An 11,868-nucleotide genomic window follows, 5' to 3' on the forward strand; every position below is an offset into this window, starting at 1 on the left:
GTCTTTGTGTCAGCGTATGTCTTGCGGGCCGCGTGTTTTATTCAGCGGCCTTGGCCGCCTGGTGCTCGGCAATAACTTTTTCAGCCACGGGTTGCGGCGCTTCCTCATAATGGTCGAATTCCATGGTGAAGAAGCCCTGGCCGCCGGTCATGGAGCGCAGGTCCGGCGCGTAGCGCAGCACTTCGCTCATGGGCACATGGGCCTTGATTTCAGTGATGCCCGCCTGGGAGTCCGAGCCCAGCACCTTGCCCCGGCGGGAAGAAAGGTCGCCGATCACGTCGCCCATGCTCTCGTCCGGGATGGACACGGTCAGCAGCACAATGGGTTCCAGCAGCACGGGCTTGAGGCCTTCCATGGCTTTTTTGAAAGCCAGGGAACCGGCCACCTTGAAGGCCATTTCCGAGGAGTCCACAGTGTGGTAGCTGCCGTCGTAGACCTTGACGCGGAAGTCCACCACCTGGCAACCGGCCAGGAAACCGCGCGCCGCCGCTTCCTGAACGCCCTTGTCGATGGCCGGAATGTACTGGCGCGGAATGACGCCGCCCACAATGGCGTCCTCAAAGACATAACCGGAACCGCGCGGCAGGCCTTCCATTTCGATCCAGCAGTCGCCGAACTGGCCGCGCCCGCCGGATTGCTTTTTGTGGCGGCCCTGCACCTGGCATTTACCGCGCACTGTCTCGCGATAGGGCACTTTGGGCGTCTTGAGCACGATGTCGATCTTGAAGCGGCGCTTGGCCTTTTCCACGGAAAGCTCGATATGCAGCTGGCCCATGCCGGAGAGCAGAATGTCTCCGTTTTCCTCGTCGCGGCCCAGCTTGAGGGTGATGTCCTCGTCCAGCAGGCGCTGGATGGCCGCGTAAACCTTGTCTTCCTCGCCCTTTTCCTTGGGGGCCAGGGCGTAGGTGATCAACTGCGGCGGCAATTCGGGCATGGGCAGGGCAAAGGGCGCTTTTTCGTCGCAGAGGGTGTCGCCGGTGCGCGTGTTTTTGAGTTTTGCCACGGCCACAATGGCGCCCGGTCCCACGGGCTCCTTGCAGGGCGTCTGGTTTTTGCCCACCAGGTAAAGCAGGCTGCCCAGGCGTTCGGTATCCTCGCTGCGCATGTTCTTGAGCGTGGCGTCGCCGTTGATGGTGCCGGAAAGCACCCGCAGAATGGAAAGCTGCCCGGCAAAGGGATCGGCCAGGGTCTTGAACACAAAGCAGGCCACCGGGCCGTCCGGATCAGGCGCGCGTTCGGCCCCGGCTGCGTCCACAAAGGCCGGGCGCTCCAGAGGCGAGGGCAGCAGGGCTTCCACCGCATCCAGAACAGCTTTGCCGCCCTTGTTTTCCAGGGCGGAGCAGACCATCACCGGGGTCAGTTCGCCGCTGAGCACGCCTTTGCGCAGGCCTGATTGCAGATCTTCCAGGGAAAGGCTGCCTTCCTCCAGATATTTTTCCATCAACACTTCATCGCTTTCCGCGATGTTTTCCACGGTCACGTCGCGCAGCAGGCTCACGTCGTCCGTGAGGTCGGCGGGAATTTCCGCCTCGCTGCTGCCGCCGTTTTCGGTAAACATCCGGGCTTTGCCGGTCAACACGTCCACCACGCCCACAAAGGCTTCGCCCTGGCGGATGGGCACCTGCAAGGCCACGGGTTTGACGCCCAGAGCCGCCAGGCCGTCAAAGGCCATGTGGAAGTCGGCCCGGTCGCGGTCCAGCTTGTTGATGACGATCATGGCGGGCAGATTTTCCGCGCGGACCATGCTCCAGAATTTTTTGCTCAGGGGGCGCACGCCGTCCACGGCGTCCAGTACGAACAGCACGCTGTCCACGCCTTTGAGCAGGCACTCCATATCGCCGGTAAAGTTGCCGTCGCCGGGGATGTCCAGCAGGAAATGGCGGTTCTTGTTCCAGAGATAGGTGGCGCAGGCGGGCTGCACCGAACCGCGGCGGCGCACTTCCTCGGGTTCGTAGTCCAGACTGGTGGTGCCGTCTTCAATGGCGCCCATACGGGTGACGGCCCCGGCGTTGAACAGCAGCATTTCGGCCAGCGAAGTTTTGCCGCAGCCGCCGGTGCCGACGAGAGCGAAAGTGCGTTGCATTTCCAGAGGGGTTGGCATGGTTTTCTCCCTTAGTAAGCGATATGGCGGCGCGAAACGAGGGCGCGCAAGCCGGGTGAACGAAACCAGGGAAGGCCCGCGCGCGGGCCGCGCGCGTCAATCAGGATAAACGATACAGTCTTGCCGGAAAAAAGGGAAGAGCCCCGCCCTTGGCCGCGGAGCCCGTTGTGCCGTGGCGGCGCATGGAGCGGGAGATGCGGGACGGTATGCGTCGCGCTTGACAGAGGCCTGCGCAATGGTGAAATTACCCGTAAAAGCGGAGGCCATGTCGATGATTCTGGAATGGGCCGCCGCCGGGGCGGTAATCCTGGCGGGCCTGATTTTCTGCGTGCGCATCATGCGGCGCGGCATCACCACCCTGGACGAGGACCGGGTCCAGTATCTGGAGCGCATCCATGCCGAAGAGCGGCAACTGGATGAGGACAGGAAAAATATTTCCCTGGACGAACATCTTCATGTACTGCACGCGGCGGTCGCGGATTTGTTGCGCCTGGCTGGCAATCCGCCCGGTCACGCGCTGACGGGGCATGGTTCGACCCTGGTGCTGCGCACCCCGGAGGGCGAGTGGCGCATTGAGCTGATCATGCGCGAACGCACCCTGCGCCGTACCCACAAGGTGCTGCACGGGCGCAGCCGCTGGCTGCTGAGCGGCTTCGGCCGCAATGAGCATTTTGAAGACCTGGCGGGCCTGATGTGCAACCTCAACGCCTATCTGCACGGCGACAAGCTGGTGCCGCCCGAGCCCGCGCATCTGGCGCGCCGCCTCAGTCAGTAATAATGAAAACGCCGCCTTGTCCTGACCGGACAAGGCGGCGTTTTCGCAACATTTTAATAAGGGCTGAGCCTGGAGCGTTTCAAAGGTAATCCGCGATAGAGCATTTCAACATTGAAATGCTCTATCGCCGAACACGGTGAGGCGCGCCGCGAAGCGGCGTGGATTCTGGCGAAAACCATGTTTTTCGCCAGAATGCCGACTTTGAAATTTGTAAAATTTCAAAGTTAATCTGCTCTAAGAACGCGGCAGACTCCGCATATACCGGTCCATGGCGTCGGCCACGGTTTTGGAGCAGTGCACGGCCTCCACCACGGTTTTGGCGCCCCGCACCACGTCGCCCGAGGCGAAGATGCCCGGATGGGTGGTGGCCCCCCGCGCATCTGTTTTCACCAGGCCGCGTTCGTTGATCTCTATGCCCGTGGACGTGGACACGATTTTGTCCTTGGGGCCCTGGCCGATGGCGATGACCACGGAATCCGAGGGCTCCAGAAAATCCTCGCCTTCCACTTCGCCGGCATGGCCTTCCGCGTCGTAGTCCAGGCGGCGGAATATCGCACCTTCCGGACGGATTTCCACGGGCCGCACGCAATTGTGAAAGTCCACGCCGTCCACCCCGGCGTACTCCACCTCGCGCGGGCTGGCGGCCAGCACGGGTTTGCGGGCGTAAATGGTGACCTTGCGCGCGCCGTGCCGCAGAATGGTGCGGGCCGCGTCAATGGCCGCGTTGCCCGCGCCGATCACGCTGACCGTTTCGCCCAGATTGTAGACCGCCGGATTGCAGAGATAGTCGATGGCAAAATGGACGTTCCCCAGGCTTTCACCCTTGATGCCCAGGCTGTTGGGCCGCCAGACGCCCGTGCCGATGAACACGGCGCTGTAGCCGTCCCGGAACAGGTCGTCCATGCGCAGCGCGCCGCCGATGGTCGTATTGGGGCGGATGCGCACGCCCAGTTCCAGCAGGCGCTGCTGATAACGGTCCAGGATGCTCTTGGGCAGGCGGAAGGCGGGAATGCCGTAGCGCAGGACGCCGCCGATGCGGTCGTGGGATTCGAAAATGGTCACGGCATAGCCGCGCTGGGCCAGAATGATGGCAATGGTCAGTCCGGCCGGGCCCGAGCCGATGATGGCGGCGGCCAGGCCGTTCTGGGGCGGCCGGGGCGGATGGTGGGCGGCCAGGAAGCGCTCGGAGATATAGTTCTCGATGCTGCTGATATGCACGGGGCTGCCCTTCTTGCCCAGGATGCAATGCCCCTCGCACTGTTTTTCGTGGTCGCAGACCAGGGAACAGACAATGGAAAGGGGATTGTTGTCAAAGAGCATCTGCCCGGCTTCGTCGATATTCCCGTTCAGAAACTGCTCGATCATCACCGGAATATTGGTGTTGATGGGACAACCCGTGCGGCAGAGCGGCTTTTTGCAGTGCAGGCAGCGCCGGGCTTCGTTGATGACATGCAGCGCCATGGATTCTCCTTATATATGAGGTCCCAGGGGGCATCGCCCCCTGAGACCAGGCTCAAGCCCTCATTAGAACGCCTGCTGCAAAGCAGTCTTTTTCCGTACAGCGGCGTTGCCAAGGAAAATTGACCTTGCAGCATGTAGATACAGCTTCACCCAATTTTCCCTTGGCGCCTTGCTGTCCGAAAAAATTCAGCTTTTCGCGGGCAGCGGGTTAATGAGGGCTGACGCTAGCCTTTTTCAGGCGCGCACAACTGCCGGAACCAGTCCGGCACGGGCACGGGCCGCCCCTGGGGATTGACCAGGGCGTGCTGGGTCATGCCCTCGGCCAGCAGGCGCGTCTTGTCCTCGTTCCATATCTCATATACAAAACGCAGTGAGGCCCGGCCCCATTCGCTGATGCCCGCGCGCACCTGCACAAGATCGTCGTAATGCGCCGGCGCGCGGTAGCGGCACTGGGCCTCGCGCACGGGCAGAATGATGCCTTTTTTTTCCACGTCCGCGTAGCTCATGCCGCACTGGCGGATATAGGCGCTGCGGGCGCGTTCGAACAAATGCAGATATTCGGCGTAATACAAGACTCCCATGGTGTCCGTTTCTCCGTAGGACACACGATGGGGCAACCATACCTCGGGGGTGGGGAAATCATGCACGGGCAAGCTCCTTGTTTCGGCGCGGGCTGTACGCGGCGCGCGTCCGTAAGGGCCGGGGGCGCGTCGCGTCCGGCCTTGATTGTGGTTTTGCTGGCGAGTCTTGTGCTCTCCGCCTGCGCCGGCAAGAAACCGCAGTCCGAAGATCTGCCGCCGTTGGGGCCGCCGGTGGCCGTGCAGGAAAGCCCGGAATTTTTCGTCGCCAATCTGGCCCCCCGCAACCAGGATCTGACCAGTTGGAAGGACATGGCCCCTACCGTGCGCAAGTCTCTGCGCTATGTCAACAGCAAGCCGCAGGGCGCGGCGGCCGTCAAGCGGCCGGGCCTGACCGTGACCTGGGGGGATCTTTCCCGCAGCCTGACCCGTTTGCGCGAACTGCTGCCGCGCCTGGATGCGGAGCCGGACCTGCTGCTGGCCAATTTTCGCTGGGTGGAAGTGCCGGGCGGCATCAATTATTCCGGCTACTATGAGCCGCAGGTGCGGGCCAGCCGTACGCGCAAGCCCGGCTATACCCAGGCCGTCTACGGCCTGCCGCCGGACCTGAAGCGGGTGCGGGCCAAACGCGGCCGCTATCACGACCGCCGCGCCATTGAGGAAAAACAGGTGCTGGCCAACCGGGGCCTGGAACTGGCCTGGGCTGCGGACCCGGTGGACGTCTTTTTTCTGGAAATCCAGGGGTCGGGGCGCCTGATTTTTGACGACGGCACCCAGGCCTATGTCAACTACGCCGGGCAGAACGGCCACAAATACAAAAGCTCGGGCCGGATCATGCGCGAGAAGGGCCTGCTCAAGCGCGGCGATATTTTTGAACAGCGCGAGTGGTTCAGGAACAATCCCGGGCGGGTGCGCGAAATCCTCAATGAAAATCCCAGCTACGTCTTTTTCAAGTTCGGCGGCAGGGGGCCCACCGGGGCCATGGGCCATGAGGTGGACGACTGGCTTTCCCTGGCCACGGACCGTTCCTATATTCCCCTGGGCTCCCTTGTGGCCTACGGGGTCAATGCCCCGGACGAGCGGCGCGGCAGCGTGCCCCTGCGCGGCATCGGTTTTGCCCAGGATGTGGGCGGGGCCATCAAGCGCAACCGTATCGACATTTTCTGCGGCGGCGATGCGCGGGCCAACTACGTGGCCAGCCATCTGGACGCCAAGGGCCCGGCCTGGGTGCTGCTGGCCCGCTGACCGCGTATATAGAGCAGTTCATTAGTGCTAACTGCTCCAAAGGAGATCAGCCGTGCTCGACAATGACCATCAGGCGCTCATGGCCCGCGCCGGGGAAAGGGATATCTGCATCCTGCCCGCCATGGGCAATCGCCACGGCTTGATCACCGGGGCCACAGGCACGGGCAAGACCGTGACCCTGCAAAGCCTGGCCGAAACCTTCAGCGCCCTGGGCGTGCCGGTCTTTCTGGCCGACGTCAAGGGCGACCTCTCGGGTCTGGCCAAGGCAGGCGCGCCCACGGGAAAAGTGGCCGAGCGCATTGCCCGACTGGGCCTTGCGGCGCGCGGTTATCTCAACCAGGCGTTCCCGGCCTGCTTCTGGGACGTGTTCGGCAAAAGCGGCCACCCTCTGCGCGCCACGGTGAGCGAAATGGGGCCCTTGCTGCTCTCCCGCCTGCTCAACCTCAACGAGGTGCAGAGCGGGGTGCTCCATCTGGTCTTCCGCATTGCCGACGACGCGGGTCTGCTGCTTCTGGACATGAAGGATCTGCGCAGCATGGTGCAGCATGTGGGCGATGAGCGCGATCAATACAGGACAGCCTACGGGCAGATTTCCACGGCCAGCGTGGGAGCCATCCAGCGCGGCCTGCTGCGTATGGAGGAAGAGGGCGGGGACCGCTTTTTCGGCGAACCGGCCCTGGACATCATGGATCTGCTCCAGACCGACAGCCGGGGCCGGGGCGTGGTCAACATCCTGGCCGCCGACGCGCTGATGAACGCGCCGCGTCTTTATTCCAGCGTATTGCTCTGGCTGTTGTCCGAGCTGTTTGAACGCCTGCCCGAAGTGGGCGATACTGACAGGCCGCGTCTGGTCTTCTTTTTCGACGAGGCCCATTTGCTCTTTGACGGAGCGCCGCCCGTGCTGCTGCAAAAGATCGAGCAGGTGACGCGTTTGATTCGCTCGCGCGGGGTGGGGGTCTATTTTGTGAGCCAGAACCCGGCGGACATGCCGGACAGCGTGCTGGGCCAGCTCGGCAATCGCGTGCAGCACGCCCTGCGGGCCTTCACCCCCGGAGAACAGAAGGCCGTGCGCGCCGCGGCCCGGGCTTTCCGGCCCAATCCGGCTTTCAATACCGAGGATGTCATCGGCCAGCTGGCCGTGGGCGAGGCTCTGGTGTCTTTTCTGGACGCCGACGGCGCGCCCCGGATAGTGGAGCGGGCGCTGATCGTGCCGCCGCAGAGCCAGGTGGGGCCCATCACGCCCGAAGAGCGCGCCGTGGTCATGCGGAATTCGCTGGTGGCGGGAGCGTACGAGCGGGCCGTGGACCGCGAGTCGGCCTATGAAATCCTGACAGCGCGCGCCGCCCGCCGACAGGAGGCCGCGGACGATGAGGCCCGGCGCAAGGCCGAAGCCCTGGCTGAAAAGGAACGCCTGCGGCAGGAGGCCGCGGCCCGGCGCGAAGAGACGCGCGCCCGGAGAAGCGGCGGCGGTGAGGGTTTGGGGGATATTCTGGGCTCAGTAGCCAAACAGACGACCCGTACCATCGGCACCACCGTGGGCCGGGAGATCGGGCGCACGGTGGTCCGGGGATTGCTGGGCGGCCTGTTCGGCAAACGCTGAGAAAGAGCGCGGCAATGTTGTCATGCTCTCAGAGCACGCGCGGCACGGCGCATGGCACAAGGCGTGTTCCTTTGAAAAAGTGGAACCTTTCAAAGGCAATCTGTTCCGGAAGGAAAAGAACATGAACGACCCCGAAGACCCGCGGGTTCCGGTTCCCGCTCCGTCCGAATGCCGCCGGGAAAAATGCGCCGCGCGGCGGGCCGCCATCCTGGACGCGGCTCTGGAAGAGTTCAGCCGCCAGGGCTTCGCCGCGGCCCGCATGGAAGACATCGCCCGGCGGGCGCGGGTTTCCAAGGGCAGCCTCTACCTTTACTTTCCCACTAAAAAAGCCCTCTTTCAGGGGGTCATTGAAGAGGGCTTCCGGCCTTTTTTCGAGCACAAGCAGGCTCTCTTGCGGGATACTTCCCTGAGCCCGCGCGATAAGCTGCTGCGGATGTACGCGCCCCTGATCACGGGCGGTCCCGGCTCCTCCCTGCGTCGTTGCGTGCGTCTGGCATTCAGCGAGGGTCTGCATGATCCGGAGCTGATGGGCGGTTTTTACGAGAGTTTTCTCGCTCCCAATACAGCCCGCTTGCGCGAGGAATTTTTGCCCGCGGCCCGCGCGCCCAATGTGCACGCCGCCCTGGACCGCTTTCCCCTGCTGTTGATGGCGCCCTTGCTTTTCGGGGTGCTCCGCGACGATCTTTTTGCCAGCGCCGTGCCCCAGGACTTGCTGGGCCTGTTCAGCGCGCATCTGGATATTCTTTTTCCCGATGCTCCCGTCTCATCCCCTTCGGGCCAGCCAGACCAGGCCTGAAAGCAGCACAAAAAGCACGCCGCCCAGCCAGAACAGTTCATCAAAACTCAGGATGAATCCCTGCCGGGTGATTTCATTGGCGATCCAGGCCCTGGCCTGGGAGCCGGTCATGCCGAGCTGTTCCAGGGCGCGCAGGGCCGTGTCCCAGACCGGGTTGTAGTCGTTGATGCCCTCTGTCAGCCGGGCGTGGTGCAGGGCTTCGCGCCGCTCCCACATGGTCGTGACCAGGGATGAGCCGATGGAACCGGCCAGCACCCGCACGCAGTTGGACAGGCTGGAGGCGGCGGCCAGATCGCTGTTGGGCAGGCCGGAAAGGATGATGGTCGTGAGCGGCATGAAAAAGAGGGCCACGCCGATGCCCAGGATCAACTGGGGCAGGGCCACGGAAAAGAAATCCATGCCCGGCGTGGAACCGGCGCGCCAGAAAAAGCAGCCTGCAAAGACCAGAAAGCTCAGGCAGGCCATCAGGCGCATGTCCAGACGGCGGGCCTGCTTGCCCAGAATGGGCGAGATGATCAGCGGAAACACGCCCACCGGGGCCAGGGAAAAACCGGCCCACATGGCCGTGTAGGACAGGCGCGCCTGGAGCATCAAAGGCAGCAGCACCACGGAGGCGAAGTAGAGCAGAAAGCCCAGGCTGATGCAGATGGTTCCCACCGTGAAATTGCGGTGTCGGAACAGGGAAAGGTTGACCACCGGATGTTTTTCCGTGAGCTCCCAGGCGATGAAAAAGGCGATGCCCACCACGGCCGCGACGCCCAGCGTCACGATATAGCCCGAGGCGAACCAGTCGTTATCCTTGCCCTCGTCAAGCATGAGCTGCAGGCAGCCGATGCCCACGACCAGCAGCACCAGGCCGACCACGTCGATGGGCGCTTTGCCGGTGGGAGTTTCCCGCCCGTGCAGGGGCGCGCGCAGAAGCAGCAGGCCCAGGGCGCCCACAGGCACATTGACGAAGAAAATCCAGCCCCAGTGGTAATTGTCGCAGATCCAGCCGCCCAGGATGGGCCCCAGAATGGGAGCCAGCACCACCACCATGGCCCAGAGCGAGAGGGCCAGGCCGCGTTTTTCCGGGGGATAGCAGGCCAGCAGCAGGCTTTGGGAAAGCGGCAGAATGGGCCCGGCCGAGACGCCCTGCACCAGACGGAAAAAAATCAGCATGCCGAGGCTGCTGGAAATGCCGCACAAGAAGGAAGAAAGCACGAACAGCGCGCTGGCGGCAAAGTAAAGCCGCACCTCGCCCAACCGCCGGGCCAGCCAGCCGGTGAGCGGGATGGCCACGGCGTTGGCCACGCCGAAAAAGGTGATCACCCAGGTGCCCTGGGAGACGGCCACGCCCAGATTGCCCGCGATGGTCGAAAGAGCCACGTTGGCAATGGTCGAATCCAGCACGGTCATGGCCGTGAGCACGGCAATGCCCACGGTGGCCGTCACCAGCGGGCCGCCGCGCAGCGGCGTGAGCGCGATCTCGCTCATAGTCCGGCCTGATGCGAAGAGGCGGACGCGGCCTGGATATTGGCCGCGATGATCGCGTTGATACGCTCATCCACCGGCGCGAAATCCACGGGCGGGGTTTGGGCGGCCAGGCTGGCCGGGGGGGCGGGCCGGGGAGCGGTGAGCAGCATGGGGCCGTCCTGATTCTTGGTAGCGACCTCCACGGTGACGGAAAGGCCCACCAGCAAAGGGTGCTCCCGCAGCTCATCTTCCCGGAGAGCGATGCGCACCGGCACGCGCTGGACCACCTTGATCCAGTTGCCCGTGGCGTTCTGGGGCGGCAACAGCGAAAAAACACTGCCCGTGCCCGCCGCGAAACCCTGGACCGTGCCGTGATAGGTCACGGAACCGCCGTACATGTCGGCCGTGATCAGGGCGGGCTGGCCGATGCGCATGCGCTTGAGCTGGCTTTCCTTGAAATTGGCGTCCACCCAGAGACTGTCCAGCGGCACCACGGCCAGCAGGGCCTTGCCGGGCGTGACGTACTCGCCCACCTGCACGGCGCGTCGGGCCACCTGGCCGCGCACCGGGCTGCGCACGGTAGCGCGCTGCAAATCCAGCCAGCGCTCGCGCACGGCCGAGGCCGCTTCCCTGACGGCGGGCTGTTCGGCCACCGGCGTGTCCAGCAGCACGGCGGTCAGGGCGTTGCGCTGGGCTTCGGCCACGGACAGGGCGTGGCGGGCCGTGGCCACGTCTTCGATACTGTGGATGAATTCCTCCTTGCGCACGGCCTTGTCCTTGATCAGTTGCTGGCGCCGCTCCAGGTTGCCCTGTTGGCGCTGCAGGTCGATTTTGCGCATGGCGATGTTGGCTTCGCTCTGGCGCAATTCGGCTTCGAGCTTGCAGGTTTCGCGCACGGCCGAGGCCAGGCTGACCAGGGCGTGCTCATAAGCCAGGCGGGCGTCCACCGGATCAATGGGCACCAGGGCCTGTCCGGCTTCCACCCGGTCCGTGTCGTCTGCCAGCACCGCCGTGACCCGGCCCGCCACCTGGGGCATGACCGTGACTGTATTGCCCGAAACATAGGCATCGTCCGTGTTTTCCTCGTAACGCAGCACCATGGCCCACCAGATGCCCCAGGCCACGCCCGCGGCCAGAAAAAAGCCCGTGAGCAGGAGCAGAACGCGCGCCCGGCGGCCGGCCCGCAGTGTATCGAAATCCGGCAGACGGCGTTGCTGCTGCGCTTGCGTTTGTGTTTCCGGCTGATTTTGCGCGTCGTCCATAAGGCTCCCTTTTTTCATATTTCTCTGAACAGAACTGACCGGTCAGTACTATAACCGGAGAAAACGGCTGTCAATGTGGCCGCAACTGTCACGAAAGCTCTGAACGACATGCCTGTCCGGAAAATACATCGGGATTCGTCAAGGAATCCTTGTTGCCTATGTGGTTTCTGCGCAAAGGCACGCTAAAAAAATTTAAAACTACCATTATGGGGGGACTTCGCACTGTGGGGATATGGAAAATTTTTGCTCGCCATCCTGATTCCGGACAGAATTTTTGAAATTCTACAACTATCCATTGGAAGAAAGGTTTTTGTCACCGGAATGGCGCGAGTGGAGAATCATACAAGAAACTTATTATGCATGTGCGCCATGGATGACCTGTTTATTATGTGCATCAACGTGTCCTATAGATTTGTGCCGAAGATGAGGGTTGACAATATCAACAAAAAAAAATATTTTTTTAAAAATTTAATATGCTTGAAAAATGACAGTCAGTCGTTTTTTTAGTTTTTCGATTCTGTATGATAATAAGTAGTCATGTAGAATTATGTAGATACAATAAGGAAAAATTTTAAATGCTCTCTCTCTCTCTCTC

General features: G+C 62.6%; 9 protein-coding genes. 4 read left to right on the forward strand and 5 right to left on the reverse strand.

Annotation, left to right across the window (positions count from 1 at the left end):
* Nucleotides 1–37 precede the first annotated feature (37 nt).
* Entirely contained in the window at nt 38–2,101 is a 2,064-nt protein-coding gene (locus tag HMPREF1022_RS05060; protein ID WP_009302182.1) for an elongation factor G, read from the reverse strand.
* Nucleotides 2,102–2,366: 265 nt separating this feature from the next.
* Here HMPREF1022_RS05060 and HMPREF1022_RS05065 point away from each other — a divergent pair, with 265 nt between their 5' ends.
* Nucleotides 2,367–2,876 (forward strand): translation initiation factor IF-2, encoded by a 510-nt coding sequence (locus HMPREF1022_RS05065; protein WP_147568316.1) that lies wholly within the window; start codon nt 2,367–2,369, stop codon nt 2,874–2,876.
* A 234-nt stretch (nt 2,877–3,110) separates the two neighbouring features.
* Here HMPREF1022_RS05065 and HMPREF1022_RS05070 read toward each other — a convergent pair whose 3' ends face one another.
* Nucleotides 3,111–4,337 carry an NAD(P)-dependent oxidoreductase gene (locus HMPREF1022_RS05070; protein WP_009302184.1) on the reverse strand — a complete coding sequence of 409 codons (1,227 nt, stop codon included), beginning with the start codon at nt 4,335–4,337 and terminating at the stop codon, nt 3,111–3,113.
* Between the two features lie 224 nt (nt 4,338–4,561).
* Entirely contained in the window at nt 4,562–4,984 is a 423-nt protein-coding gene (locus HMPREF1022_RS05075; protein WP_035060645.1) for an acyl-CoA thioesterase, read from the reverse strand.
* Between HMPREF1022_RS05075 and HMPREF1022_RS05080 the strand changes: the two genes are divergently transcribed.
* The 3 genes from HMPREF1022_RS05080 (at nt 4,979) to HMPREF1022_RS05090 (ending at nt 8,556) form a co-directional block, all read left to right on the forward strand.
* Nucleotides 4,979–6,160, forward strand: a complete 1,182-nt coding sequence (locus HMPREF1022_RS05080) for an MltA domain-containing protein (RefSeq protein WP_232221551.1) — start codon at nt 4,979–4,981, stop codon at nt 6,158–6,160. The two genes, HMPREF1022_RS05075 and HMPREF1022_RS05080, sit on opposite strands and share 6 nt — an antisense overlap.
* Nucleotides 6,161–6,212: 52 nt before the next feature.
* Nucleotides 6,213–7,760 (forward strand): helicase HerA-like domain-containing protein, encoded by a 1,548-nt coding sequence (locus HMPREF1022_RS05085; RefSeq protein WP_009302187.1) that lies wholly within the window; start codon nt 6,213–6,215, stop codon nt 7,758–7,760.
* A gap of 121 nt (nt 7,761–7,881) precedes the next feature.
* On the forward strand, nt 7,882–8,556 hold the full coding sequence (locus tag HMPREF1022_RS05090; RefSeq protein ID WP_009302188.1) for a TetR/AcrR family transcriptional regulator: 675 nt from the start codon (nt 7,882–7,884) through the stop codon (nt 8,554–8,556).
* Here the strand turns inward: HMPREF1022_RS05090 and HMPREF1022_RS05095 are convergent.
* Together HMPREF1022_RS05095 and HMPREF1022_RS05100 are read right to left on the reverse strand one after the other, a co-directional pair.
* Nucleotides 8,524–10,032: a DHA2 family efflux MFS transporter permease subunit gene (locus HMPREF1022_RS05095; RefSeq protein WP_009302189.1), complete on the reverse strand. Its 1,509-nt coding sequence runs from the start codon at nt 10,030–10,032 to the stop codon at nt 8,524–8,526. The two genes, HMPREF1022_RS05090 and HMPREF1022_RS05095, sit on opposite strands and share 33 nt — an antisense overlap.
* Nucleotides 10,029–11,273 (reverse strand): HlyD family secretion protein, encoded by a 1,245-nt coding sequence (locus HMPREF1022_RS05100; protein WP_009302190.1) that lies wholly within the window; start codon nt 11,271–11,273, stop codon nt 10,029–10,031. Before HMPREF1022_RS05100 ends, HMPREF1022_RS05095 begins: the two co-directional genes overlap by 4 nt.
* Between the last annotated feature and the right edge of the window lie 595 nt (nt 11,274–11,868).

This window comes from Desulfovibrio sp. 6_1_46AFAA, from assembly GCF_000224635.1.
Lineage (GTDB): Bacteria > Desulfobacterota > Desulfovibrionia > Desulfovibrionales > Desulfovibrionaceae > Desulfovibrio > Desulfovibrio fairfieldensis.

Coding starts and splice junctions, on each gene's coding strand:
- HMPREF1022_RS05060 (WP_009302182.1), bottom strand. CDS start 2,101: ATGCCAACCCCTCTGGAAATGCAACGCACTTTCGCTCTCGTCGGCACC.
- HMPREF1022_RS05065 (WP_147568316.1), top strand. CDS start 2,367: ATGTCGATGATTCTGGAATGGGCCGCCGCCGGGGCGGTAATCCTGGCG.
- HMPREF1022_RS05070 (WP_009302184.1), bottom strand. CDS start 4,337: ATGGCGCTGCATGTCATCAACGAAGCCCGGCGCTGCCTGCACTGCAAA.
- HMPREF1022_RS05080 (WP_232221551.1), top strand. CDS start 4,979: ATGCACGGGCAAGCTCCTTGTTTCGGCGCGGGCTGTACGCGGCGCGCG.
- HMPREF1022_RS05090 (WP_009302188.1), top strand. CDS start 7,882: ATGAACGACCCCGAAGACCCGCGGGTTCCGGTTCCCGCTCCGTCCGAA.
- HMPREF1022_RS05095 (WP_009302189.1), bottom strand. CDS start 10,032: ATGAGCGAGATCGCGCTCACGCCGCTGCGCGGCGGCCCGCTGGTGACG.
- HMPREF1022_RS05100 (WP_009302190.1), bottom strand. CDS start 11,273: ATGGACGACGCGCAAAATCAGCCGGAAACACAAACGCAAGCGCAGCAG.